20 protein-coding genes, 1 tRNA gene, 1 rRNA gene and 2 pseudogenes are annotated in these 25,626 nt (G+C 60.4%); 14 read left to right on the top strand and 10 right to left on the bottom strand.

Features of this window, described 5'->3' with window-relative positions; translation table 11 throughout:
• Nucleotides 1–239 precede the first annotated feature (239 nt).
• The 4 genes from rrf (at nucleotide 240) to FBX99_RS02380 (ending at nucleotide 4,069) form a co-directional block, all read left to right on the top strand.
• Nucleotides 240–355: ribosomal RNA gene (gene rrf / locus FBX99_RS02395) — 5S ribosomal RNA — on the top strand.
• 148 nt (nucleotides 356–503) lie between these two features.
• Entirely contained in the window at nucleotides 504–1,163 is a 660-nt protein-coding gene (locus FBX99_RS02390) for a paraquat-inducible protein A (protein WP_144927476.1), read from the top strand.
• Entirely contained in the window at nucleotides 1,150–1,773 is a 624-nt protein-coding gene (locus tag FBX99_RS02385) for a paraquat-inducible protein A (protein WP_144927480.1), read from the top strand. Before FBX99_RS02390 ends, FBX99_RS02385 begins: the two co-directional genes overlap by 14 nt.
• A complete protein-coding gene (locus tag FBX99_RS02380; RefSeq protein ID WP_144927484.1) occupies nucleotides 1,766–4,069 on the top strand; it encodes a PqiB family protein in 2,304 nt (767 codons plus the stop codon). The genes FBX99_RS02385 and FBX99_RS02380 overlap by 8 nt, the downstream gene beginning before the upstream one ends.
• A 121-nt stretch (nucleotides 4,070–4,190) precedes the next feature.
• Here the strand turns inward: FBX99_RS02380 and mksF are convergent, their stop codons facing one another.
• From mksF to mksB, 3 genes are read right to left on the bottom strand one after another with little or no spacing between them, the layout of a single operon-like run.
• Nucleotides 4,191–7,031 carry an Mks condensin complex protein MksF gene (gene mksF, locus FBX99_RS02375; RefSeq protein ID WP_144927487.1) on the bottom strand — a complete coding sequence of 947 codons (2,841 nt, stop codon included), beginning with the start codon at nucleotides 7,029–7,031 and terminating at the stop codon, nucleotides 4,191–4,193.
• On the bottom strand, nucleotides 7,028–7,729 hold the full coding sequence (gene mksE / locus FBX99_RS02370) for an Mks condensin complex protein MksE (RefSeq protein ID WP_024778194.1): 702 nt from the start codon (nucleotides 7,727–7,729) through the stop codon (nucleotides 7,028–7,030). The genes mksF and mksE overlap by 4 nt, the downstream gene beginning before the upstream one ends.
• Entirely contained in the window at nucleotides 7,719–8,996 is a 1,278-nt protein-coding gene (mksB, locus tag FBX99_RS02365) for an Mks condensin complex protein MksB (protein ID WP_145130504.1), read from the bottom strand. The genes mksE and mksB overlap by 11 nt, the downstream gene beginning before the upstream one ends.
• Nucleotides 8,997–9,176: 180 nt before the next feature.
• Between mksB and FBX99_RS02360 the strand changes: the two genes are divergently transcribed.
• Together FBX99_RS02360 and rimI are read left to right on the top strand one after the other, a co-directional pair.
• A complete protein-coding gene (locus FBX99_RS02360; RefSeq protein ID WP_144927493.1) occupies nucleotides 9,177–9,962 on the top strand; it encodes an energy transducer TonB in 786 nt (261 codons plus the stop codon).
• Nucleotides 9,955–10,407: a ribosomal protein S18-alanine N-acetyltransferase gene (gene rimI / locus FBX99_RS02355; protein WP_003205585.1), complete on the top strand. Its 453-nt coding sequence runs from the start codon at nucleotides 9,955–9,957 to the stop codon at nucleotides 10,405–10,407. The genes FBX99_RS02360 and rimI overlap by 8 nt, the downstream gene beginning before the upstream one ends.
• Nucleotides 10,408–10,532: 125 nt before the next feature.
• On the opposite strand, the gene FBX99_RS02345 is transcribed toward rimI, so the two are convergent.
• Entirely contained in the window at nucleotides 10,533–10,937 is a 405-nt protein-coding gene (locus tag FBX99_RS02345; protein ID WP_047701426.1) for a hypothetical protein, read from the bottom strand.
• Between the two features lie 131 nt (nucleotides 10,938–11,068).
• On the opposite strand from FBX99_RS02345, the gene can reads away from it, so the two are divergent.
• Nucleotides 11,069–11,713: a carbonate dehydratase gene (gene can, locus FBX99_RS02340; RefSeq protein ID WP_041023284.1), complete on the top strand. Its 645-nt coding sequence runs from the start codon at nucleotides 11,069–11,071 to the stop codon at nucleotides 11,711–11,713.
• A gap of 11 nt (nucleotides 11,714–11,724) precedes the next feature.
• On the opposite strand, the gene FBX99_RS02335 is transcribed toward can, so the two are convergent.
• The 3 genes from FBX99_RS02335 to FBX99_RS02325 all read right to left on the bottom strand — a co-directional run bounded on the left by FBX99_RS02335 (nucleotide 11,725) and on the right by FBX99_RS02325 (nucleotide 15,195).
• Entirely contained in the window at nucleotides 11,725–12,252 is a 528-nt protein-coding gene (locus tag FBX99_RS02335; protein WP_047701425.1) for a hypothetical protein, read from the bottom strand.
• Between the two features lie 207 nt (nucleotides 12,253–12,459).
• A complete protein-coding gene (locus FBX99_RS02330) occupies nucleotides 12,460–13,620 on the bottom strand; it encodes a hypothetical protein (RefSeq protein ID WP_145130502.1) in 1,161 nt (386 codons plus the stop codon).
• A gap of 111 nt (nucleotides 13,621–13,731) precedes the next feature.
• On the bottom strand, nucleotides 13,732–15,195 hold the full coding sequence (locus FBX99_RS02325) for a short-chain fatty acid transporter (RefSeq protein WP_178111829.1): 1,464 nt from the start codon (nucleotides 15,193–15,195) through the stop codon (nucleotides 13,732–13,734).
• Between the two features lie 170 nt (nucleotides 15,196–15,365).
• Here FBX99_RS02325 and FBX99_RS29455 point away from each other — a divergent pair.
• The 4 genes and pseudogenes from FBX99_RS29455 to FBX99_RS02310 all read left to right on the top strand — a co-directional run.
• Nucleotides 15,366–16,148 (top strand): annotated as a pseudogene (locus FBX99_RS29455) (PAS domain-containing protein); the annotation flags it as partial.
• A 108-nt stretch (nucleotides 16,149–16,256) separates the two neighbouring features.
• The gene (locus FBX99_RS29450; protein ID WP_371923840.1) at nucleotides 16,257–16,688 is read left to right on the top strand and encodes a methyl-accepting chemotaxis protein; all 432 of its coding nucleotides are present in this window, start codon (nucleotides 16,257–16,259) and stop codon (nucleotides 16,686–16,688) included.
• Nucleotides 16,689–16,780: 92 nt separating this feature from the next.
• Complete coding sequence (locus FBX99_RS02315) at nucleotides 16,781–17,335, top strand: DUF2975 domain-containing protein (protein ID WP_055128162.1); 555 nt, start codon at nucleotides 16,781–16,783, stop codon at nucleotides 17,333–17,335.
• A 7-nt stretch (nucleotides 17,336–17,342) separates the two neighbouring features.
• On the top strand, nucleotides 17,343–17,561 hold the full coding sequence (locus tag FBX99_RS02310) for a helix-turn-helix transcriptional regulator (protein WP_144927507.1): 219 nt from the start codon (nucleotides 17,343–17,345) through the stop codon (nucleotides 17,559–17,561).
• 17 nt (nucleotides 17,562–17,578) lie between these two features.
• Here FBX99_RS02310 and ggt read toward each other — a convergent pair whose 3' ends face one another.
• Nucleotides 17,579–19,429: a gamma-glutamyltransferase gene (gene ggt / locus FBX99_RS02305; protein WP_144927836.1), complete on the bottom strand. Its 1,851-nt coding sequence runs from the start codon at nucleotides 19,427–19,429 to the stop codon at nucleotides 17,579–17,581.
• 122 nt (nucleotides 19,430–19,551) lie between these two features.
• On the opposite strand from ggt, the gene FBX99_RS02300 reads away from it, so the two are divergent.
• Nucleotides 19,552–20,163, top strand: coding sequence for a glutathione S-transferase (locus tag FBX99_RS02300; RefSeq protein ID WP_144927510.1), 612 nt, complete (start codon nucleotides 19,552–19,554; stop codon nucleotides 20,161–20,163).
• 158 nt (nucleotides 20,164–20,321) lie between these two features.
• Here the strand turns inward: FBX99_RS02300 and FBX99_RS02295 are convergent.
• A tRNA-Met gene (locus tag FBX99_RS02295) sits at nucleotides 20,322–20,398 on the bottom strand.
• Between the two features lie 103 nt (nucleotides 20,399–20,501).
• Nucleotides 20,502–22,037, bottom strand: a complete 1,536-nt coding sequence (locus FBX99_RS02290; RefSeq protein WP_371923839.1) for a methyl-accepting chemotaxis protein — start codon at nucleotides 22,035–22,037, stop codon at nucleotides 20,502–20,504.
• 1,301 nt (nucleotides 22,038–23,338) lie between these two features.
• Between FBX99_RS02290 and FBX99_RS29445 the strand changes: the two are divergent.
• Nucleotides 23,339–24,601: pseudogene (locus tag FBX99_RS29445) on the top strand (HAMP domain-containing protein); the annotation flags it as partial.
• Nucleotides 24,596–25,501, top strand: coding sequence for a methyl-accepting chemotaxis protein (locus tag FBX99_RS29440; protein ID WP_371923838.1), 906 nt, complete (start codon nucleotides 24,596–24,598; stop codon nucleotides 25,499–25,501). The pseudogene FBX99_RS29445 and the gene FBX99_RS29440, both read left to right, overlap by 6 nt.
• Nucleotides 25,502–25,626 lie beyond the last annotated feature (125 nt).

Genomic DNA, 25,626 nt, shown 5'->3' with positions numbered 1-25,626 from the left:
AGGCAGGGTGTGTAAGCGCTGTGAGGCGTTGAGCTAACCTGTACTAATTGCCCGTGAGGCTTGACCATATAACACCCAAGCAATTTGCTTGCTCCAAGCCGAAAGGCGCCAGGGCACCAGATTGCGGTGTGTGAAGACGAAACGAACCGAAAGTTCGAAGCGCTCATCCGCAACACACAAACTATCGCATACCCATTCGCTGGAACGTGACCGCAAGGCACGCGCCGGCTACCGAATTTCTTGACGACCATAGAGCGTTGGAACCACCTGATCCCATCCCGAACTCAGAAGTGAAACGATGCATCGCCGATGGTAGTGTGGGGTTTCCCCATGTGAGAGTAGGTCATCGTCAAGATTAAATTCCGAAACCCCTATCTGCTGATGCAGGTAGGGGTTTTGTTTTGCCCGCAGGAAAAGCCTGCGAAAGCTCGAAATAAATTTGCACAGTTATTTTTGAGCTGGAGCACTAGAATAGCCCCACCTCAGTTGAGCCCGAGTTGTTTATGCCCGACCCGTTGGACCCCCATCGGCTGTCAGAACTGCCTTTAGGCGAACTGGTAGCGTGCCATGAGTGCGACCTGTTGATGCGCAAGCCTCGACTGTCCCATGGCGAGAAAGCCGAATGCCCCCGTTGTGGATATGAGCTCTACGCCCACCGGCCCAATGTTGTCGAGCGCAGTCTTGCCTTGGTCATCGCTGCCCTGTTGTTGTATGTGCCCGCCAACTTTCTACCCATCATGCAACTCAACCTGCTCGGCCAATCCTCCCAGGATACCGTGTGGAGTGGCGTACTCGGTCTGTTCGATAGCGGCATGCAGGGCATCGCGGTGGTGGTTTTCCTTTGCAGCATGGGGGTACCACTGCTCAAGCTGCTTTGTCAGTTGGCTGTATTGTTGACTATTCGCTGGAACGTCGGCCGCAGCTATGGCTTGTTGCTGTATCGCATTTATCACCACCTGCGGGATTGGGGAATGCTTGAGGTCTATCTCATGGGCGTGTTGGTGGCCATCGTCAAGTTGGCAGACATGGCCGCCATCAGCGTGGGCCTGGGGTTGGTGTGTTTCATAAGTTTGTTGCTGGTCCAGGTCTGGTTGGAGGTGGTGATGTCGCCGCATCAGATCTGGCAAGCGTTATCAGGAGAGGATGCCCATGCGGGCGATTGATGCAGGCATTCTGATCTGTACCGAATGCCATGAACTGAATCGGCTGGATGCCGACGCCGACGCACAGGCTTGTACCCGCTGCGGGGCACGGATTCATCCCCGTCGCCCGAACAGCCTGATGCGCACCTGGGCGCTGCTGATCACCGCGGCAATTCTCTACATCCCGGCCAATATGCTACCGATCATGACGATCAACTCGCTGGGTCACGGTGCCCCCAGTACCATCATGGCCGGTGTCATCGAGTTGGTGCAGCACGGCATGATCCCGATTGCCGCCGTGGTATTCATCGCCAGTATCCTGGTTCCTACCTTCAAGCTGGTGGGCATTGCCTTGTTGTTGTTTTCCGTACAACGGCACCAGCCCATGTCTGCGAGGCAACGCATCCTTATGTACCGTTTCATCGAGTTCATCGGCCGTTGGTCGATGCTGGATATTTTCGTGATCGCGATTCTGGTGGCAGTGGTGAATTTCGGACGGCTTGCCAGTGTCGAAGCCGGTCTTGGCGCGATTGCCTTTGCCAGCGTAGTGATTTTGACAATGATTGCCGCAGTAACCTTCGATCCCCGACTGATTTGGGATAACACGGAGTCGGATAACGACCATGACTGATTTGCCTACCGCTAAAACCCGACCGGCCTCGAACTGGTCGGCCATCTGGGTCTTGCCGCTGATTGCCTTGATCATCGGGGGCTGGCTCGGCTGGCGGGCTTATAACGAGACCGGGATCGAGATCAGCGTGCGCTTCGAGAGCGGCGAAGGTATTCAGGTCAACAAGACCGAGGTGGTCTACAAGGGCATGCCGGTCGGCAAGGTGAAGGCCCTCACCCTGGACGACGAAGGCAGCTCGAAAGGAGTGATCGCGACCGTCGAGATGAACAAGGACGTAGAACAGTACCTCAAGACTGGAACGCGTTTCTGGCTGGTCAAGCCGAGCGTGAGCCTGGCCGGGATCACCGGTCTGGAAACCCTGGTATCGGGTAATTACGTAGCGATCAGCCCGGGTGAGGGCGAATCCACCCGCAAGTTCAAGGCTCTCGCCCAGGAGCCACCGCTGTCGGACGCCAAGCCTGGCTTGCACCTGACCATCAAGGCTGACCGGTTGGGTTCGCTGGATCGGGGCAGCCCGGTGTTCTACAAGCAGCTTCAAGTCGGGCAGGTGAAAAGCTACCAGCTATCCGAAGATCAGAACACGGTGGAGATCAAGGTCTTCATCGAACCGACCTATGCCAGCCTGGTGCGTAAACATACGCGCTTCTGGAATGCCAGCGGGATTAGCATCGATGCCAATCTCTCAGGCGTCAAAGTCCGCAGCGAATCCCTGGCAAGTATCGTTGCCGGTGGTATTGCGTTCGCCACGCCGGAGAGCCGCAAGGACAGTCCGCCCACGGACCCCAGTCTGCCGTTTCGCCTATACGAAGACTTTGACGCCGCTGCTGCCGGCATTCGTGTGAAGGTCAAGCTCAGCGACTTCGAAGGTTTGCAGGCCGGCCGTACGCCAGTGATGTACAAAGGTATCCAGGTCGGCAGCCTGAAGAACCTCAAGATTGACCCTGACCTGTCCAGCGCTACGGCCGAATTGACCATGGACCCACTGGCTGAAGACTACCTGGTAACCGGTACTCAATTCTGGGTCGTCAAGCCGTCGATTTCCCTGGCGGGGATCACCGGCCTGGAAGCGCTGGTCAAGGGTAACTACATTGCCGTACGACCCGGTGACAAGGGCGCGGCCCCCCAGCGTGAATTCGAAGCCAGGGCGAAGGCGCCGCCGCTGGACTTGCGCTCGCCCGGCCTGCATCTGGTCCTGTTGACTGAAAACCTCGGATCGCTGGAGGTCGGCAGCCCGATCCTCTACAAGCAGGTCAAGGTCGGCTCGGTACAGAGCTACCAGTTTTCCCGCAAGAAAAAGCAGTTGATCGTCGGAGTGCACATCGAGAAGGAATACGAAGGGCTGGTCAACGGCTCGACGCGGTTCTGGAACGCCAGTGGCATCACCCTCACAGGAGGTCTGACAGGGGGAATCCAGGTCAAGAGTGAGTCGCTGCAAAGTCTGATGGCTGGCGGTATCGCCTTCGAAACGCCGGTGCCCAATGTGCCGTTGAAGCGGCGTGTACCCCGCTTCCGTCTGTTCGAGAACCGCGAAGCCGCGCAACAGAACGGTACCGTGGTGACGATCAAGGTCGATCGTGCCGACGGCTTGCGCAGCGGAACGCCGATTCGTTACAAGGGGTTGGACGTAGGCAAGATTGAGGACGTCGATCTCAGTGCCGACCTGCAGTCGGTGCTGCTCACTGCTCGCATCACCGAGGTGCCGGAGCGCATCGCCCGGGTCGGCAGCCAGTTCTGGGTCGTCAAACCCGAGCTGGGGCTGATCAAGACCTCGAACCTGGAAACGCTGGTGACCGGTCAGTACCTCGAAGTGCTGCCCGCGACGAAAAATCTCGGGCCACAGAAGAGCTTCGTGGCTCTTGCCAACCCACCGGAGAGCGCCGTGCCCGAAGCCGGTTTGAGCCTGGTGCTCAGTGCTGCCCGCCGTGGTTCGTTGAAAACGGGCGTGCCGGTGACCTACCGCGAGATCACTGTGGGCAAGGTCACCGGTTATGAACTGGGTCAGACGGCGGATCGGGTGTTGATCCATATCCTGATCGAACCCAAGTACGCGCCGCTGGTACGCAGTGGTACGCGGTTCTGGAACACCAGTGGTTTCGATATGGACTTCGGATTGTTCAAGGGCGCGACGGTGCGTACCGAGTCGCTGGAGACGTTGATCCAGGGGGGCGTCGCTTTCGCGACACCGGATGGGGAGAACATGGGCAGCCCGGCGCGGCCGGAGCAGACCTTCCCGCTGTTCGAAAAGTTCGAGGACGAATGGCTGACCTGGGCGCCGAAGATCAAGCTGGGTAAATAACGGATCAGGCGGTGCCTGCTCGCGATGGCTGCGGGACAGTCGATACAAGTGCTTCAGACATTCCAATGAAAAAGGCCGCGATCCAATGGATCGCGGCCTTTTTCATTTCCCGGGACCTACCTCACACCGGGTCCAGCTCCGGCTCATCGGCCTCTACATTCTGCGTGGCCTTCACCGCATCATGGCGGCGGATGTACTTCCAGTCCGCTTCGTCGATGTAGATGCCGCTCGGGCCGCTGCCGCCTTCCAGGTCGATAGCGACACTGGCACAGACCTGCGGCTTCACACTCGCCAGGATCGGCACGAAGCCCAGTTGCAGGCTGGTTTCCAGCAGCGCCGCCTGGTTCTTTTCATCGATGTCCGCCGCTTCATCCAGGTAGTACGGCAGGCGCACGCGACCGGCCTGCTCGCGGTCCATTAAGTGCAGCAACAAATACATGTTGGTCAGCGCCTTGATGGTCATGGTGGTGCCGTTGGACGCCGCGCCATCGATGTCGGTATGGATCACCGGCTGACCGTTGACCTTGGTGATCTCGAAGGCCAGTTCGAACAGGTCCTTGAGGCCGAGCTGGTTGTGGTTCGCCGCCACCAGGCGCGCCAGATATTCCTTGGCTTCTTCGTTCTTGTTGTCCTGCTCGGCGCTCTGGCTGAGGTCGAACACCGAGAGGGTTTCGCCTTCCTCGTATTGACCGGCGCTGTGGATGATCTGGTCGATGTGCTTGAGCGCTTCCTTGTTCGGCGCCAGGACGATGCGGAAGCTCTGCAGGTTGGACACCTGGCGCTTGTTGATCTCGCGGTTGAACAACGCCAATTGGTGCTCGAGGCTGTCGTAGTCGCTGCGAATGTTGCGCAGGGTCCGGGCGATGTCAGTCACCGCCGCACGGCGAGCCTTGCCCAACGTCAGGGCTTCGTCGGTACGGTGGGCATAGGCGTTGATCAGCAGTTGCAGGCGGCGCTCCATGTCGTCTTCGCTGTCGAACTTGGCCACGCCCTTGAGGCGCACCTGGGCGTACAGCGCTTCGATCTGGCCGTCGATGCGCAACAGGCCTTGCCAGCTGTCCTGATAGTCATTGAGCAGCGGCAACAGGTTGTCCATGGAGTCATCGACCGGGTCCATGAACGGCGTGCCGAACGGCAGGTCCGTCGGCAGCAGTTGACGGCGGCGCAAGGCGTCGTCGAGAGTGCGCTGCTTGGCTTCCATATCGGCGATCTGCCGGCCCACCAGTTGCAACTTGGCGGAGAGTTGCTGGACGCGCTCGGTGAAGGCATCGCTGGAGCGCTTGAGTTCGTCCTGGGCGGCTTCCATCTGTGCCAGTTGCTCGAGTTTTTCGCCTTCCTCGGCGCTCAGGGTCTGGCTGCGACGGAAGTCTTCCAGGGCCTTTTGCGCGTCCAGCACCTGCTGGTACAGCGCTTCGGTCTGGGTTTTGCTCGCCGCACGGTCGGCCGCCACGGCCTGTTGGGTCTTGAGCTGCTTGAGTTCTTTTTCCAGGCGCTCTTTCTGGTCCCGCAACGCGGCGCGGTCGGCCAGGGCTTGCAGGGCAGGGGGCTCGATGTGGGACAGGTCGATGGACAGACCCGGCACTTCGAAGCGCTCGCCCTTGAAGCCGTCGAGGATCAGCTCCACGGATTTGACCCAGTCGCCGTTCTCGTCCAGCGCGATGCCATGCTCGCCCAGTGGCAGGCTGAACAGGGCGCTGTTGAACAGGCGCATCAGGCGCTCGACGTCCTGCTGGGAAAATTCTTCCCGCAGGCGGGCGTAGCTGTTGTTGTCGGCGTGATCGAGTTGCTGCTTGACCGATTTCAGGCGTTTTTCCAGATCCCGCAGACGCTCTTCCAGGTCTTCGGCGCTGAACTGCCGGGACTGGGCCAGGGCGCCGGCCAGTTCGTCGTGGGCGTCCTTGGCAGCGAGCAGTTGCTGCTCCAGGACCTTGACGTCATCCACCAGGGCGAAGCGATGCTTGAGCACCGACAGTTCGCCGAGCCAGCGCTGGATGCCGGTGATTTCCCGCTCCAGGCGCATCAGTTCCTGGGTGCTGCCGCGCTGGTCGTTCTGCAATGAGTCTTGCTCGTTGCGGTAGTGCTCGGCCTGGATGGTCAGTTCTTCCTTGCGTGCACCGGCGTAGTCCGACCAGGTGCCCAGCAATGAGTCAAGCAACGGCGACAGACGATGCAGTTTGCCGCGCAGGACATCGCGCTGCTTCACGCCGTTGGCCAGAGCTTCCACCAACGGACCTGCGGCCACCAGGGAGTTGTAGTCCTGCTCCATACGTCGTACGTCGCGGAAGGCTTCTTCGCACGCGGCGATGTAGTCCACGCTGCCGGAACGCAGGCTGTGCTCGAAGGCATCGAGGAACAGCTGCTTGAGCTTGGCCGCGGTGATTTCGCGCATGTGCAGCAGATTGATGAACAGCGCTCGGAACGTCTTGAGGCTTTGCTCGCTGGTGGAGCGCAGCGGGATCAGCGTCAGGTCCAGGGGAATCGAGGTATGACCACCTACCAGTAGACGCCGCAGTTCATCGGGCTTGAGTTCGTAAGCCTTGAGGCCTTCTCGCTCCAGGTTGGTGAACAGCTCTTTCTGACGCAGGCAGGTGTCGTTTTTCTGGTAGTGGGCCAGGTCCAGTTTGCCGGCGTAGGCAAAGAACTGGTGGCCGAAACCGCCGCCGGGGCCGCGACCGACCACGCCGATCACATGAGGACCGTGGGGCAGGGCGACTTCCACCAGGATGTAGCTGGTGTCCGACGCGAAGTAGAAACGCCGGGATTGTTCCAGGCTGTACTTGCCGAAGCTCATGTCGGACATGCGCGCCAGGATCGGGAACTGCAAGGCATTGATCGAGGCGGATTTACCGAGGTTGTTCGCGCCATATACCGACAGCGGCTCCTCCAGCGGGAACAGGCCCAGGCTGTAGCCGGCGGTGTTCAAAAGGGCAAAGCGGCGGATGCCGTAGCGTTCCTGGCTCATGCGTCGGTCTCCTGTTCTTCGGCAATGGCGCGGGCCAGTGCGTCTTCTTCGCTTTCGTCTTCAAACGGCGCCAGGTCGAGCGGATCGTCGGTTTGCAGCAGCTTCTCGTCGCTGTCTTCGTCGATCAGTACCGGTGCCGGCAACGGCAACACGCTGTGCACGCTGGCCGCCAGGTCGCGGTCCTGCTGGACCGACAGGCAAACGTCGAGGAAACGGTGCATAGGCGGCAGGAAGCGGTACACGCCGTTGTCTTCGCTGGCGAAGCCCAGTTGGGTCATGCGGCGCATGATTTTTTCTTCCAGCTCTTCCTGGGTCTGCACTTCGGCCTGGATGAACAGGTCGCGGTACTTTTCCAACAGCGAAGGCAGTTCATCGCGGCCCAGGCTGCCACCGTCGAGCACGGCAATCGGGTCGCGGCCCTGGTCGGCCAGGTGCTCGACGAGGATGAAGGTGAACAGCGCCAGGCGCTGGGCGGTCTTGTTCACCGCGGCGGCAGCCAGGTCCGGCACGAAGTAGTAGAAACCACGGGTATCGCACACCAGTTCGAAGCCCAGGGCCTTGAACAGCGTGCGGTATTGGTCCTGGAAATTCGACAGTTGCGCGTACAACTCCGGGTCGCGGCGGCTGACGTGGTAACCCTTGAACAGCTCGCGGAAGATCGGCGCCAGCTGGGACAGTTCGGATAGATCAAGATGCATGGGGGATGCTCGCAGAATCCTCGGCAGCGTCGTGGGCCGAGAGCAGGGCGAAGGAGCGCAGGCTGACCTGATGCTCGTGAGTGTGGTAGTCGCGGCGCCCCAGGCGCTCGCGCTTGAAGCGTTTTTCCCGCGACAGGCGCGAGAACCAGTACAGCAATTCGTCGGTGGCGCCGTCCGGCTCCTGTTCCAGCAGCCAGGTCATCAGGTCAGGCATCGGCAGGGCGTCTTCGCAACGCTCGACCATCTCGCGCACGGTACGTGGTGCCCGTGGGGCATCGCCACCCTTGTGGGTCTTGTGGGATTTGGGGAACCGCGCCGGTTTCGGCTCGAAGCGGGCCAGGGCATAGACATAGGCTTCGACCTGGCTGGCACTGCCAAGGAAAGTGCTCTGCGGCCGGGTGAACAGCGGCATGGCGGCTTGCGGCACGGCGTCGATGCCTTTGCGGCGGATGGCGGCCAGGGCCAGTGCGGCGCCACGGGTCACGGCGTTGTGGCGGCGGGCTTCTTCGCGCAATGGCAGCAGCAGCTCGCGGGCATGGCGCAAGGTCAACTGGGCGCTGGTCTGCATCTCGAGAATGCGTGCGTGGGTGCGCAGCAGCATGTCATCGTCCACCAGGTGACCGAGTCGTTGCTGTTCGGTGAGCATGCGCAACAGCACATTCTCGACCTTGCGCACACCTTGCTCGAACGCACCGTCGGCGTTCACCAACTGGATCATCGGTTCGACGTACTCGTCCCAGGTCGCCAACACTTCAGCGTAACGCTGGCGTAGTGGGATCTGCCGGTCGCTGGTCTTGGCCCGTTCGGCCACGGCCACCAGGGCCTGCTCGTCGTTGGCGAGTTTCTTGAGGACGTCGCGCACGCGCATGTCCAGCAGGCGCAACTGGCGGGCCAGGTCGTTGCCGTCGCGAATGTCGAAGGCGTCCTGTATATAACCGGCCAAGCGTTCGAGGTGGCGCAGGTAGGCTTCGATTTCCAGGCACAGGCCCAGGCGGTGTTCGCGACGCAGGTAGGCGAGGAAGTCATGGATCTGGGCGTTCAGCTCGAAACGGTTCGGGCTTTTCGCCACCGGCACGAGGATGTCCAGGCGGATCCACACGTCCAGCAGGTTGGTGATGTCCTGGGGCGTGCTGTCCAGCTGTTGGGCGGCCAGTTGTGAACGCAATTCGTTGAGGCTCAGGGTGCCCTGGTCGAAGTGCTCGCACAAAGGTTCCAGCAATGCCCAGTGTTCAGCGAGGGCGCGCAAGACGCGCTTGGGTTCGATCATCGCAATGGCCGTCGGGTTGGCAATTAAAAGGGGCGATTGTACTGCATCGGGCCCGTTGCGATTCACCCCCGAGACGGACTGTCGTCTGTATTGCCTAACTAATGACTCAACAGGGAAGCGATCCGCGGCGAAGGGCGGTAGAATCCCTCCCACTTTCAGTTACCCACAAGTGGCCGACCCTTGCTTATCGAGTCCCGTCGCCGCGCCTATCTGACTGCCATGCAGGTGGTCAATTGGCTGCCGCGCACCGAATTGCCGTTCGCCGCTCCTTCGCGGCCCGAACTGCTGGAAATGCCCGAGCCGGCAGAGCTCGCGCCGGTTGCGGCGGCGCCTGCGGCCCGGACCGTGGCCGAGCCGGCGGCACCTGTGGCCGAACGGCCGAAAATCGAGGTTCCACGGCCGAGCCCGTCCTCGCCCCGCACGGCTGTCAAACCTGTGGAGGACGCGCAAGAGGCGCCGGCTCCGGCCAGGGTAGCCCCGGTCCCGCCACCGCGTTTCGCCCTGCAATTGCTACGGGCCGGACGCTGCCTGTTGCTGGTGGAACTGCCCACGGGCGAGCCGTTCCAGAGCCGCGATCCCGCGTACCTGCTGCTCAAGGACATGTTGCGCGCCGCCGGTCTGCCGGACAGTCCGCAAATAGTTGGCGAACCGGTGCGCTGGCCGCTGTTGTCCCGTGGAACGATGGACCAGGGGCCTGAAGCGGCGCGGGATTTCGTCCAGGGCTTTGTCGCGGCGCGGCTCGAAGAGGCGCCCTGTGCGTGTCTGTGGCTGATCGGCCTGCCTGCGGTGAAATTTGCCGGCGAGGCGGACGCGCAAGCGTTCAATCGCGAATTGCAGATCGAAGGGCTGGGAGCGGCCTGGGCAATACCGGGCCTGGAACTGTTAATGGAAACGCCACAGCACAAGGCTGAAGTCTGGCAAGCCATGCGCCGGCTGATGGCGCGCTGGAAAGAATCGAATGAGTGATGCTGTTTCGTTTCGCCCGATGACCGAGGCGGACCTCGATGCCGTGCTGAAGATCGAATACGCGGCCTACAGCCACCCCTGGACCCGGGGGATATTTCTCGATGGGTTGGGCAAGTACCAGATCTGGCTGATGTTCGAAGGCCAACAGCAAGTCGGGCACGGTGTAGTGCAGATCATTCTTGACGAGGCACACCTGCTCAACATTACCGTCAAGCCGGAAAACCAGGGGCGGGGGCTGGGCTTGCGCCTGCTGGAGCATCTCATGTCGATTGCGTACAAGGCTGAGGCACGGGAGTGCTTCCTGGAGGTGCGCGACAGTAACCGCACGGCGTTCCGGTTGTATGAGCGCTATGGCTTCAACGAGATCGGCCGGCGTCGGGATTACTATCCAGCGGTAGGTGGGCGTGAAGATGCGGTGGTCATGGCTTGTACGCTAGTGGATTGATGTTCCAACGGGCATGACGCATCCCTCTGTGGGAGCGGGCTTGCTCGCGAAAGCGGTATGTCAGTTAACAAATCTTCCGACTGACATACCGCTTTCGCGAGCAAGCCCGCTCCCACGAAGGATGTTTACCGTTTGCCATCCAGCGGGTCAATATCCGCCATCTCGGCCTCGTCCAGTCCATCGCCACCGCCAATGTCATTTTCATCCACCACGCTCAGGTCCCAGTCGGCCTGCTCGTCGTCGCCGGCCTCGTGGGCATCCCGGGCGCCGTCTTCACGGATCAGTGTCTCGGGGCTCATGTCATCGTCGGTCGGTTGATGATCATCCGTCGAGGCGCCGGTCATGCCGGCTTCGCGAACGCGTTCACGGGGCATCAAGTGTTCGCGTTCGTCCTCCGGCAGCTCGTCACCGATTTTCGCGCTGGGCTCATCTTCATCGAATTCCAGTTCATGCATCGAACCCATGCGGTCTTCGTTGTCATCGATGGGCTCCGGTTGCGCCGCATCGAAAGGACGTCGTGAATCATTCATGGCAATTCTCCTGATTTGGGCCTTACTGGATGGACCGGTAGCCGTGTCGAGAATTCCAACGGCATTATCGAAGTGACCTCGACAGCCGCGCCGATGTCAAAGTTGCGCACTGTTCTCGAGGGCAAGACAGCATGAACGAACTACAAGATCTGATTGATAACAACGCGCGCTGGGCCGATGCGATCAAGCAGGAGGATCCTGACTTCTTCGCCAAGCTGGCTCGTCAGCAAACCCCTGAATACCTGTGGATCGGCTGCTCCGATGCGCGGGTGCCGGCCAACGAAATCGTCGGCATGCTGCCGGGCGATCTGTTCGTGCACCGCAACGTGGCCAACGTGGTGCTGCACACCGACCTCAACTGCCTGTCGGTGATCCAGTACGCGGTAGACGTGCTCAAGGTGAAACACATCCTGGTTACCGGCCATTACGGTTGTGGCGGCGTGCGGGCCTCGATGCAGGATCGCCAGCTGGGCCTGATCGATGGCTGGCTGCGTTCCATTCGCGACCTGTATTACGAGCATCGCGAAGCGTTGGCCCAACTGCCGACCGAAGAAGAACGCGTGGACCGCCTGTGCGAACTCAACGTGATCCAGCAGGTGGCCAACGTCGGCCATACCAGCATCGTGCAGAACGCCTGGCATCGCGGACAGAAGTTGTCGATCCACGGTTGCATCTATGGCATCAAGGACGGGCGTTGGAAAAGCCTGGACACCACAATCAGCGGTTTCGAGCAATTGCCGCCGCAGTATCGCTTGCGTCCGGTGGGTGCTCCCTGATCTGACTGGCGTCAGTCGCGGTGACAGCGGCGGCGCCAGTGCTTCAGGAACTTCATGCCCTGTTCGTTGGGCGGTTCGTCGTAGCCGGTGATCCAGCCATGACAATTGGACGAACCGCACCGACAGGCAAACTGCCGGTAGAGTTTCCGTTCGGTACTGGCGTGATCCATCGTCAGGCAGTCGCCAGCGTGGATGGGCGTCAGGGCCCACAGCCACAGTTCGCTCATGTCGAGAAAGACATTCGGGTTGCAGGAATGCAACAGCAGTCCGGCGAAATACGGGTCATACATGTGTATATCCGGCAGGATCTGTACGGTGTGCAGGCGTCGCCGGCCCACCAGCAACCCCGATACCCTGCACATCCGCTCCATGGGGGCGAACCTTTTCCGGGCGATAACGGCGTTGCCGCGCCCATTGGGAGCGCGTAACACTTCGAAGTCACGGGCAGACGGATAACCCAGGCGGAGGCTGAGTGCTTTTTCCGGGTATATGCAGTCCCGGTCCTGCGAAAAGGCTTTATCTGCAACGAAGATGGTCATGACAGTCCTTGTCGGTACAGGCCGACTTGCTGCCGTTGGCGTCCTGCCAACGGTCGTGGGTGACCCGGATAGCTTCCTCCAAGTCCGGCGCGGCATCTACTGTCAACTCTGACAGGCGCCAAAAGCGCTTTCCCGTGTGAGCGAGGGCTTACACGGGAGCGGGGCCTTATGGCGAGGAGTCCGTCCCCTCGCCACAAGGCCTCTGGGTCATACCGGCTCGGATGGCAACGGCATTGGCACCTTCAGTTGCGGGAGTTGCGACTTGATTGCAGGCGTATCGCATTTTTTCGCCGCATCTTCCGGCGACAGCTTGCGAATCGAGGTGTAGAACAACTCGCAGGTTTTCTCCTTTTGCGTGACCTGCCAGGTCTGCGTGCACTGGTTCAATTGAGTGGTTGGATCGCTGCTCGGCTTGCTGCCCATACCGGCTTGCCAGCAGGCTGCGCTCAGGTCCTGGCCCATGACTTTCAGGCCTGCCGCGTCCGCCTTGGCTTCGTCGCCGCCGTAGCTTTCCGGATCGGCGGCGTACCAGATGTAGCTTGGGTGGTTGGAACCCAGGACCGGGACCTTGACGCCGGTAGCGGGAGAAATGGTCGCCAGGCCGAGCACCGCCACGGTCTGGCCATATTGGCTCTTGATCCAGTTCCGCACGGGGGCGCCAAAGGCCACCATCGGCAGCGCGGTTCCGCCAGCACTCTGGCTGACTTGCTTGACCATGGTGGTCTGGTAGTCGTTGAAGTAATTGTAGACACCCTCCAGCGTCGCGCCGGCAGTGGACGGCGCGGCGATGGGGGCGATGTCGATGATGGTCTGGTAGGCCGGCGTCTGGTCGGCGGCAATGCCGTTGGCCGTCAGCAGGGTGGCCCAGCGATCAGTGGTGGCGGACTCCAGGTAGTCCTGGGCCTGGGTCAGGGAGTAATCCGGCGGGAAGTGCAGCAGTTCGACACTCTTGCGGTTTTCCAGGGCCATGCCCAATGGCAGGAACAGATACCAGTTGTAAGCCCATTTCTTGTCGTCGTTGAGCTTCGTGGCGCCCTTGTACGCCAGGTCACCGGCATCGAGCAGCTTGCTCAGTGGTTGGCCGTAGGCTTTCGGCACGCCGCTGATATGGGCGTAGATTTTGCCGTTGTCGCGTTTGACGCTGACCTTGGCGTTGCCGTAGCCATCACGTTGAACGCTTTGGGTGAGGTAATGTTCGACGGTCTGTTCCAGCGTCCAGTTGCGGAAGCAGATGACATTGCAGTTGTTGGGGTAAGCGAAGAGGCGGGTGACGCGTTCGGTACTGCCAAGTTGTACATCGATGTCGGTGGCGTGGACGGTGGCACTCAAGGCCAGGGCGGCAAGGGGAAATACTGCGAGTTTAGACATGCTCAGATCCTTTTCAGCGTTTGGGCCCTTCGAACAGGGCGCCCCCATACTGAAACAGACCGAGCCGAAGAAAAAGTGGGCCGATGGAAATATCGGCCCTTTTTTATGGCTTTATGGCATCGCCGGCGGAAAATAAGCCAATGTCGTCCCCAGTGCCCATAACAGCACCAGCACCAATGGGGTATGCACCAGCAGTTGCACGAAGGAAAAGCCGATCAAGTCCCTGGCCTTCAGTCCTAACACACCCAGCAACGGCAGCATGTAGAAGGGGTTGATGAGGTTCGGCAACGCTTCGGCGGCGTTGTAGATCTGTACGGCCCAACCCAGGTGGTACTCCAGGTCATTGGCCACCTGCATCACATAGGGGGCCTCGATGATCCACTTGCCTCCGCCGGAAGGAATGAAGAACCCCAGGACCGCCGAGTAGACCCCCATCAACAGGGCGTAGGTGTCGTGGGAAGCGATCTGCACAAAAAAAGTCGAGATATGGTGGGCGAGTGTCTGGGCATCGCTGCCCTTGACGGTGGTCAGCAGCGCGGCGATCGAGCCGTACAGCGGGAACTGGATCAGTACGCCGGTGGTGGTCGGTACCGCGCGGGCCACGGCGTCGAGAAAGCTGCGCGGGCGCCAGTGCAGCAAGGCGCCGAGCATCAGGAACAGAAAGTTGTAGGTGTTGAGTCCCGAGATCGCACTGATCGCCGGCTTGGTCGAAAACTCGTGGAACAGCCAGCCGGCCGACAGCAGCACCAGCGCGATGGTCAGCAGCGGACTGTGTTCCAGCCATTCCCCGGGCCGGGTGCGCGGCTGCAGGGCCGGCATGCTGAAGCTGGGATCGACGCCGCACGCGGCGGCGTCCCGGGCGCTGTTCGGGCCTGGGGCGGTCGCATAGGCCACCAGCAGCGAAATGACAATCAGCGCCAGCAACATCACGCCGGACTGCCAGAGGAAAATGGTCTGGGTGAAGGGAATGACGCCGGTGATCGACAGGATCGACGGCGGCAGGCTGGCCGGGTTGGCCTGCAATTGCGCGGCCGACGACGATAACCCCAGGGCCCACACCGCGCCGAGGCCCAGGTAAGCGGCGGCGCCGGCGGCGCGATAGTCCATTTTCAGATCGGTGCGGCGGGCGAGGGCGCGCACCAGCAGACCGCCGAAGACCAGCGACAGGCCCCAGTTCAGCAATGAGGCAACCATGGAGATCAGCGCTACCCAGGCCACTGCGGAGCGCCCGTTCTTCGGTATCCGTGCCAGGCGGTCGATCAGCCTGACGGCGGGTGGCGAGCTGGCCACCACGTAGCCACCGATCACGACGAAGGCCATTTGCATGGTGAACGGGATCAGGCTCCAGAAGCCGTCGCCGAACGCCATGGCGGCGGCCGTGGGCGTGGCGCCGATAAACTGCGTCGCCAGCGCGACCACCAGCACTGCCAGCGCGGCAAAGACCCAGGAGTCGGGAAACCAGCGTTCGGCAAAACTGGAACAGCGCAAGGCGAAGCGGGCGGAGCGGCTGTCTTGGATGTCGGTGGTCACGGCGATTACCTCGATTCTTATGGTTGATTTTATGGATGCGGGCATCTGGAGCGGCGCGGCCCCGACAACGGTAGAACAACTCACTGACCGTGAAAGATGGGCCAGGGTTCGCGAGCGATCTGCAAAACCCCAGGCCGACCAACGACACTCTTTAGAAAAAAGTCGCCGGGCCGATGGCATGAGAACAGCTTGTCAATTCTCCTGCCACCCGGAGCATGCCTATGTTCAATCAACGCTTGAAGCAGGAGCTGACGGCTCTTCGCCAAGAACTCTCCAGCCTCATGCAAGTAAAGGAAAGCCTGGACCGCGAAATGCTGGCACTTACCCTTGATGCCGAGGGGCGGGTGCAGACGGTCAATCAGAAATTTCTCGATGAAATGCACTACAAGAGCCAGGACCTCCTTGGTCGGGCTGTAGAAGATCTGGTGCCGGCCTACTTGAAGTCCAATGAATTCCAGATTCGCTTCAAGTCGGCATTGACCCGTGGCGAGCATTTTTCTGGCGCCGTGCGCCTGCTGCGGGGCAACGGCAAGGAAGCCTGGTTGCGTTCGATTCTTCAGCCTGTAAAGGGCGCAGATGGGCGAGTCCGTTATTTCTCGATGTACTCCAATGACCTGACCCGCACCATCGAAGGTTCTCGCGAGCATGAAAACCTCATTGGTGCGTTGGTACGCTCAACGGCCGTGATCGAATTTGACCTGGACGGTCACGTACTGACAGCCAATGATCGCTTTCTCAATGCCATGGGCTACAGCCTGGCGCAGGTCAAGGGCAAGCACCACCGCACCTTTTGCGAGCCGGAGGAATACAACAGCCCTGCCTACCAGCAGTTCTGGAAGCGCCTGAACAGTGGTGAGTTCGTTGCCGGCCGCTTCAAGCGCCTCGACAGCAATGGTCGTGAAGTGTGGCTGGAGGCTTCCTACAACCCGGTGCTCGACGCCAACAATAGACTGTACAAAGTGGTCAAGTTCGCCACGAACATCACCGACCAGGTCAACCAGGAAAAGGCCGTCGCCGAGGCCGCCAGCATCGCCTACAGCACTTCGTTGCAAACCGACGACAGCGCTCAGCGCGGTACCACTGTAGTGACCCAGGCCGTAGACGTGATGCGTGACCTGGCCCGGCACATGCAGGCCGCAGGCGAGGGCATCGAAGCGTTGAACGAGCAATCCCTGGTGATCGGCACCATCGTCAAGACCATCAGCGGCATCGCCGAACAGACCAACCTGCTGGCGCTCAACGCGGCCATCGAAGCCGCTCGTGCCGGCGAACAGGGTCGAGGCTTTGCGGTAGTGGCCGATGAAGTGCGGCAACTGGCGTCGCGTACCAGCCAGGCCACCGATGAAATCGTCGGCGTGGTCCGCCAGAACCAGGACATGGCACGCAATGCCGTGTCGTTGATGACGGATGGTCAACACCAGGCCGAACAAGGCCTTGCCCTGGCTGCCGAGGCGGGGACGGTGATCGTCGAGATTCAGGATGGGGCGAAGAAAGTGGTCGACGCCGTGAGCCAGTTCGCCAATCAGTTATCGACTTGATGCCGGGGTTATTGTTTTTTACATATTAATTATTGTTCTGCGATAATTTCGTGGCTATGTTTGGCGCTCTCGTACTCTATTGGAGCCCTGACATGTGTTCGAATCGTCTCGCCCTGTACAGCCAGCGCATGGCTGCCGTCACGCTTGTTTTCATTGTCGCGATGATGGCCGTCAATGCGGCTGCCTGGCTGTTTCCTGATATCGCATCAAAATACGGCCTGGGCTTTTCCCTGACCGAGCGGCAACTGTCCAGTCTGCCCGGTGGGGCGACGGCGCTGACGGGCTGGCAACGTCTTGGCGGGATCCTTTTGTCCAGCGTGCCTCTGCTGGCGCTGGCGGCCGGGCTGGTCAACCTGCGGCAGCTTTTCAGGCGCTATGCCCAGGGGCAGTATTTTTCCAGTGAAGCAGCGGTTTACTTGGGAAATGCGGGGCGCGCAGTAGCGCTGTGGGTGCTGCTGGATTTCCTGTGCGAACCGTTTCTCAGCCTGCTGGTCACGATCAACGCGCCGGTCGGCGAGCGATTGCTGACCATCAGCATCACCGCCCCGTCCTTCGTCGCCTTGTTCCTGGCCGCCTGTATCGCAATCATTGCCCGGATATTGTCCCAGGCCAGTGAAGTCGACTCAGAAAACAGAACTTTCGTTTGAGAACCCTATGCCTATCGTTATTCAACTGGATGTGATGCTGGCGACGCGCAAGGTCAAATCCAAAGATTTGGCCGCCGCCATAGGCATCACGGAGGCCAACCTCTCCCTGTTGAAGCAGGGAAAGGTCAAGGGCATACGCCTGGCGACGCTCGAGGCCATCTGCAGTTACCTGCAATGTCAGCCCGCCGATCTGCTGGTTTATCAACCTGAGAACGAACAGTCATGAGCGAATCAGGTATCCGCTCAATCTCCCAGCGCTTCACCTTCACGTCGAGGGTCCGCCCCCCCGGCGAGTGATGTCTTTCCTTGCGTATCGCGCACCCGGACGATGGCCTGGGTGCCGCTGGTCATGTCGATTTCGCTCACCGTATGGCCTTTATCTTTCAGCGCCTGGATCAACGCAGGGCTGAATTGCCCCTGTTCCAGCTCAGTGGGGCCATTGCGACTGCCGAAGTTGGGCAGGTTGATGGCGGTTTGTGGGTCCAGGTTCCAGTCCAACAGGCCTATGACCGATTTGGCTACGTATTCGATGATCTGCGACCCTCCCGGCGAGCCGACAGCGGCCAGCAGTTCACCGTTCTGACGGTCGAAAATCAGCGTTGGTGCCATGGATGAGCGTGGACGCTTGCCGGGTTCGACACGGTTGGCGACTTTTTGTCCATTCTCTTCCGGGATGAACGAGAAGTCGGTCATCTGGTTGTTGAGCATGAAACCCTGGACCATCAGATGTGAGCCGAATGCCGATTCCACTGTGGTGGTCATGGACACGGCGCCGCCCTGGTCGTCCACCGCCACCACTTGCGAGGTGGAGATACGCAGCGGCGAACGGTCCGGGGCGTAGGCCACCTGGATGCCCGGTGGCGTACCGGGCTTGGCGACGCCCATGCTGCGCGGGCCGATCAGGTTGGCGCGGCTGGCCAGGTACCCGGCGTCGACCAGGCCCTTGACCGGTACAGGCACGAAGTCCGAATCGGCGACATACTGGGCACGGTCGGCGTAGGCCAGGCGTTCGGCTTCGGCGATCAAATGCACGGCTTCGGGCGCAGGCTCGAAGCCGGCGGGTTTGTCGCTCTTGATGGGTTTAATGGGGGCGAGGGCGGTGTGGCTGTCGCGCCGTTCCAAAGCCTGCAAGGTCCCGAGAATCTGCGCTAGGGCGATCCCGCCGGAAGAGGGCGGGGCCATGCCGCAGACCTGCCAGCGCTTGTAGTCGGTACACAGCGGCGCACGCTCCCGGGCGGCGTAGCCTTTCAGGTCGTTCAGCGAAAGGCTGCCGGGGTTGGCGTGGCCTTGCACCTTGGCGACGATTTCCCGGGCCACCGGTCCTTCGTACAACGCATCGGGACCTTCATTGGCGATGCGTTTGAGCACACCGGCTAATGCGGGATTCTTCAGCCGCGTGCCGACGGCTTTCGGGCTGCCATCGGTATTCAGGAAGTAAGCGGCCATGTCCGGCGAGCCTGGCAGAGACGGGTCGCCGGCGATGATCGAGTGCAACCGAGGCGAGATCGGAAAGCCTTGTTCCGCCAGCTTGATGGCCGGTTCGAACAGCGTTGCCCATTTCAAGCGCCCGTATTTTTGGTGAGCCAGTTCCAGCGCGCGTAACACACCCGGTGTGCCGACCGAACGGCCGCCGATCTGTGCGGCGGTAAACGGCATGGGTTTCCCATCGGCCTGCAGGAAAAGTCGTTCGGTAGCACCGGCCGGTGCCGTTTCGCGGCCATCGTAAGTACGCACGGCCTTGCCGTCCCAGAGCACGATGAATGCTCCGCCGCCGATGCCGGAAGACTGTGGTTCCACCAAGGTCAACACCGCTTGCATCGCAATCGCCGCGTCGATGGCCGAGCCCCCACGCCGCAACATCTCTCGCCCGGCTTCAGCCGCCAAAGGGTTGGCGGCGGCGGCCATGTGCCTGTCGGCGTGGCGGACTTGCAGATCGGCGCGGTAACCGGAGGTGATTTCCGGTGCGCTGGGTAATGTGGGTGTGGAGGAGGATGGAGCCTTACAGGCTACGAGGGTGAGGGCTATAGCCAGCAACGAAACGGCTGACAGGCGATGAAGGTTCGGCTTGAGGTCTGTAAACACGTGTTGCTCCATCCGTGGCATGGAATATAGAGTCGGACTGTAGCGATGCGAGACGCAGGGCGCAAACCGACGGGACCGCTTCTCAGCAGTACCGCCATAAACAGGATTGATCCGCATCACGGAGGAATGACCTGATGAAACTGATTGGCATGCTGGATTCTCCCTATGTTCGCCGCGTGGCCATCTCGCTTGATCTGATGGGCGTCTCGTTCGAGCATGTCGCACTGTCGGTATTTGGTTCGTTCGAGGCATTCCGCTCGATCAACCCGGTGGTAAAGGCCCCCAGTCTGGTACTGGATGACGGTAGCGTGTTGATGGACTCGACGCTGATCCTCGACTACTTCGAGGCGCAGAGCCCCACCGACAAGAAGTTGATGCCACAACAGGCAGTGCTTTTGGTCGCTTCGCTGCAGATGCTGGGATTGGCGCTGGCGGCTTGCGAAAAGGCCGTGCAGATTGTCTATGAACGCCAGTTACGCCCTGAGGAAAAACGTCATCAGCCTTGGCTGGACCGGGTGGTCGGGCAGTTGCTGGCGGCCTGTCGCGAATGGGAAGCCCGGCTGGCGTGTGTGCCGCCGACTGTTGAGGGCAGGCCGGATCAGGCCGCCATCACCAGTGCAGTCGCCTGGTCCTTCATCCAAATGATGATCGCCGATATCGTCAGGTCAGATGATTTCCCCGTGTTGCATGCTCATGCGGCACGGTTGGAAGAGACCGAATGGTTCAAGCGATATCCTCAGGTTTGAGGACGGCACGTTGTATTTGCAGGCGCCGGGTACCGGGGCAGAGCTATATCAGTTGAACGATTCGCTATGGCGAGCCGTAAACAGATCCTGTGGGATCAGCTAATTTTCTCGAGGCATAAAAAAACGGCTTATCTTTCGATAAGCCGTTTTTCAGTACTTGGTGGCTACACAGGGACTTGAACCCCGGACCCCAGCATTATGAATGCTATGCTCTAACCAACTGAGCTATGTAGCCAAGTGGCGCGCATTATTCGCCGGTAGCGAGGATGTGTCAAGCGTAAATCTGAAATATTTCTCTGCGCTTTCAACCGCTTATCCAACCTCGCCACAAATGCCCTTCAACCGAGTTGAAATCTCCCGGTATTCGCACTCAGTGCCTGGCTTCCCTGGCTCAAGGTATCCGCCGCCAGGTTCACCGCCCGTGCGCCGTCCAGCAAGCGCATGGCGGCTTGATCGACCTGTTGGATATTGCCGCTGACCTCGTCGGCCGTGCTGGCCTGTTCGTCCACTGCGGTGGCGATCTGCGCCAGGGTATCGGTCACGCTTTGCACGGCGCTGGCGATTTCTCCCAGGCGCTCGCCCAGGCTGGTAACGGCCTGGGCGTCTGTCTGTGCCTGCTCGCAGGCGGCCTCCATCAGGCTGACCGCTTCATTGACCGTAGCGCGCAGGCTGTCGACCGTGCCTGCAATCTGTTGGGTCGAGGATTGGGTACGTTGCGACAGGCTACGGACCTCATCGGCCACCACGGCGAAACCGCGGCCCTGTTCCCCGGCGCGGGCTGCTTCGATGGCGGCGTTGAGGGCCAGCAGGTTGGTCTGCTCGGCCACGCCGCGGATGGTGTCGACTACCAACTGGATCTGTTGTCCCTGTTCGCTCACCCGGCCCAGTGCGGCGGCGGTGTCGTTGAGGCGCTGGTTGAGCTGCTGGATGCTCGCGGTGGTGCGTTGGCTGTCGCGGCTGCTGTCGGTGGCGATGCGCCGGGTCTGCTGGGCGCTGTCGGACGCTTGCTCACAACTTTTTGCCACGCCTTGAGAGGTCGCGGCCAGTTGCGTTGCCGCGGCGGCGATCTGGCTGATCTGCAGCTGTTGGGCTTCGACTTCTCCCAGGGCACCGCTGGAGTGGGTATTGAGGGTGCGCACGGCATTGCTGACTTGCGACGTCTCGTGGTCGACTCCCAGCAGGCTGGTGCGCAATTGCACCACGGCGACGTTCAGGGCGGTGCTGATCGCCGCCAATTCATCGCGTCCTTCTACTGGCACTTGCAGGCTGAGGTTGCCATCACGCAACGCTTCGGCCAGCAAGGTGATGCCGCTGGCGCTGCGACGGATGGACGCTTGCAGGCAGACAAAAAGATAGAGCGCCGCCAACAGCAGGCAACCCAGCACCGTCGCCACCAGTGTGAACTGGCGGATCGCCGTGCCGTGATAATGGTTCAGTCGTGTATCCAGGGCCACCAGGGATTGCTGGCGCAGGGCGGCCAGATCGGACAGCAGGGCGTCCAGGTGCTTCTCGAAGTCTTCCGGCTTGAGGCTGATGGAGCCGCCGAACACGCCGTCATCCAGCACTTTCAGTTCGGCGTCCAGATGTTTGAGGCTCCCTTGGTATTGACCGGCCCAGGTTTGCAGATCGCCAGGCAGGCGTGCTTCCAGGAGCCCACCGGTCTTGAGCAATTGATCCCGGGCGTCGCCGATGCGGCTGCGCAGGTCCCGCAGTTGCAGGCGGCTCTGCAGGGTGAATTGGCCCGACACCACCGAAGCCTGTCCGACGCTGGCCAGACGTCCGACCCGTTCGATCAGTTCCGGAGTCTGCTGGGTCGAGATCTGGGTCAGCAGATAGGTTTCGAGCCAGGAGGCGAGGGTCAGGCGATTGTCCATCACGATCTGCTCACGCAGGGCTTGCAGCGCACTCAGGGCGGCAGTGAAGCGGTCATAGCCGTCCGGCCACCAACCCACGGCGCCCAGGCTTTTCGAGTCCAGGCCCTTGAGGCTGGTCTGCAAGACCTGAAAGCGGGCCAGGATGTCGGTTTCGGCGCCATCGGCCTGCAAGGCGGCGCTCAGCTCATCGGCGGCCTGGTTGAGGGCCGGTTGCACGGCATCGAACGCCGCCATCGCGGCAAGGGTGGCAGGCGTGGGTTGTCGATTGGTTTCCGTGGCGCGCCAACGGGCGGCGCGGTTGCGCTGGGCGGTGAGCAGGTTGTCCAGGTTATCCAGGGCCAACAACTGGCGGACCCCGGCACGTTCCCCGGAAATCAGGCTGAGCTGATCGCGATAGTCCTGGCCGATGATCCACAGGCTGCCCGTGAGTGGCAGGATGAAGAGCAGGAACAACAATTGGAATTTACCGGCGAAGCCGAAACGTCCCAATAATCTGATGCCCGGTAATAGAAAAGCCTGCATGCCCATACTCCCCTGAACACCCTTGCACTGTTTTTGTGCGTTTCTACACAAATGCTGGAACAGGTGTCCTTTTAAAAGGCCTCGAAAAGTCGCTCTGGTCGCTCTGTGCGCGGGTTCTGTAGCGAAACTTCCCACTCTCGGTCCCCTTTGTAAGGGGCCGCGTTATAACGATAAATAAGGCAAGATTCAGACCATGGCGTTGCGCTATCACCCTGTGAGCGGGGATTTTTTTAGGTCCATAGCCTGCTAACGAAAAACATGCTGCACTAAAATGGCACATCGCGAGACCTGTCCTTGTGCGCTCCCGTTCGCTGAGTTGAAACGATACGAACGTCGGTCGCCCAGTGTGCTCTCGTTACGACTAAAGTACTGATTTGTATAAGTCCTAAGTTGATGTTGTAGAAATATTGCCCGTGTTAATTTGCTGCTGTGGTTGTTGGTTTGAATGGATTCTGCGGCTTTATTCAAGGGTGATCCTGGGTTACAGCAGAAGCAGGCTTTACATTCTTTCCGCCTATCGCCCTTGCCTCCCTGGAAACAAGCCTCCGGTTTCTGATTCGAACATCTCTTTCGCTACTGAGTGGATAGAGCGATGAATGCTTGTCCCCCACTTGCCACGTTTCAATGCTGGTAACAGCTGTATCGCCGTGTCCTTGAAGGCATTCGTCCGAGGCGGCGTAAGCAGCGGTGATCGATTGTTATTCGCCACGTCGTGCACACGTTGAAATGCCGCCGTCGTTGTTGACGGTAGCAATAAATAGAATCAGGCAGGGGTCGATATGAAGTTCAAGTCGTTGCAGGCACGTATTTGTGTCACGGCGGGCGTATGCCTGTTTGTTTCATCGGTCAGCCTGGTTGTCTACGGGCTCTTCACCGCTCGCTCCAATGAGCATTATGTTTCGACGGAAGTGACTGCACTGATTGAAAAATCGACGATCCGGGAAATTCAAAACCTGGCCGAGTCCCGCGCCAACGCCATTCAGGCCAGGCTGCAAACCGCCCTGGATGCAGCCCGCACCATGGCCAATACCTTTGCCGCCGGCAAAGCCGCGCAAAGTCCCCTGGCATTGGGCCGCGATCAGGTCAACAGCGTATTGCTCAATGTCCTCAAGGATAACCCTGACTTCAACGGCACATATTCCTGCTGGGAGCCGGATGCATTGGATGGACAGGATCACGCTTTCCGAAATGCCCAGGATGGCAATAACCCGCTGACAGGACGTTTTACGCCCTATTGGACACGCAGCGCGGATGGCCATGTCGCGGTGCAACCGCTGGTGGAGTATGACTCCCCGGACCTTCATCCCAACGGTGTACCCAAGGGTGGCTGGTACAGCGGCCCGCGCGACACCCTGAAGGAAAGTGTGCTGGACCCCATTCCCTATGTGGTCCAGGGCAAGAATGTCTGGCTGACCACCCTATCGGTGCCGATTGTGTCCGGTGGCAAGTTCTACGGGGTGGTCGGGGCTGACTTCGATATCGCTTTCATCCAGAAGCTCAGCGAGCAGATGTCCGCCGATCTTTACGATGGCAAGGGTTCAGTCTCGATCATGAGCAACCAGGGACTGGTGGTCGCGGACAGCAGGCGTATGGATCTGATCGGGCAACCCATCAAGGCGTTGTTGCCCGATTCCTGGGAAAAGGTGCTGAGCGATATCCAGCGTGGTCGTGGCGATGGCCTGCTCAATCCGCAAACGCAGAACATTGAAGTGTTGATGCCCATTGAACTGGGGCGCACGGGGAAGCCGTGGGCAGTGCTCATTCGCTTGCCCAAGGCGGTGGTCATGAGCCAGGCGATTGCCCTGGAACAGGAGCTGCAATCGCGCAGTATCAGCAACAGCGTCTGGCAAGTGTCCGTAGGGCTGGGTATTTCATTGTTGGCCCTCGCTGGCCTTTGGCTGGCTGCGGCAAAAATCGTCGGACCGATTCGCGAGGCTGCTGCCCTGGCGGCCCAAATCAGCCTGGGGGATTTCTCTCGTCGTCTGGTGCAGAAATCCGAGGACGAAGTCGGGCAGTTGTCCATCGCGCTCAACGACATGTCCGAGAGCCTGCAACGACAGGTCCGGGTGGCTGAGCGCATCTCCGAAGGCGATCTGGACCTGGAGGTCCGTCTGTCTTCACCTCACGATACCTTGGGCAAGTCGCTGGAGAAGATGGTCACCAACCTGAACCAGTTGATTTGCGAAGTGCAGGTGAGTGCCACTCGAATCAGCGGCAGTTCGGCGCAGGTCACCGATCTGAGTCAGTCCTTGTCCGAAGGGGCGGCCAACTCTGCTTCGTCCATTACCGAGATCAGTGCGGTGATGACCCAGATGGCTGCCCAGACCCGGGACAATGCCGCCAATGCCAAGAAGGCCGATGAGCAATCCCAGGCGTCGCGGGCCGATGCAGGCGAGAGCGACAAGTTGATGAGCGAACTGATTGCCGCAATGGCCGAAATCGATAGCTCGGGCAAGGACATCACCGCGATCATCACCACCATCGACAACATTGCCGCACAAACCAATCTTCTGGCGTTGAACGCGGCCATCGAGGCCGCCCGGGCCGGTGAGCTCGGGCGCGGCTTTGCCGTGGTCGCGGATGAGGTGCGCACCCTGGCAGCCCGCAGCGCCGAGGCCGCGCAGCAGACGGCTGCGCTGATCGCCGACTCTTCGAGCAAGACCCAACGCGGCATGGTCATCGCGGGCCGTACCGCCGAGTCCCTCAAAAATATTGTCAGCGGTACCAGTGCGGTGTCCAGCCTGGTTTCGCTGATCTACCAGGCTTCCAGCGAGCAGGCTTCAGGCTTGCAACAGGCAAGTGTCGGGTTGGAACAGATCGACGAGGTGACGCAGAAAAACCAATCGAGCTCACAAGAATGCGCGGTAGCGGCCAGGGACCTGTCGGAGCGAGCGTCGCTGATGCAACGGGTGTTGAGTCGCTTTAAGGTCAAAGGGGGCTAGTATCCGTTCCCGTGGGTACAGCCAAGCATGTCAAATCAGCACAAGAAGCCCTGCATCGGTGATGGATGCAGGGCGCTTGTCAGATCCTGTAATGATTCGTCTTGCATGAAGCGTCCTGAAACTCT

Origin of the sequence: Pseudomonas sp. SJZ074 (genome assembly GCF_007828215.1) — a bacterium.
Classification (GTDB): domain Bacteria; phylum Pseudomonadota; class Gammaproteobacteria; order Pseudomonadales; family Pseudomonadaceae; genus Aquipseudomonas.
Note: the sequence above shows the minus strand (reverse complement) of the source record. Positions and strands in the feature narration are given on the sequence as shown.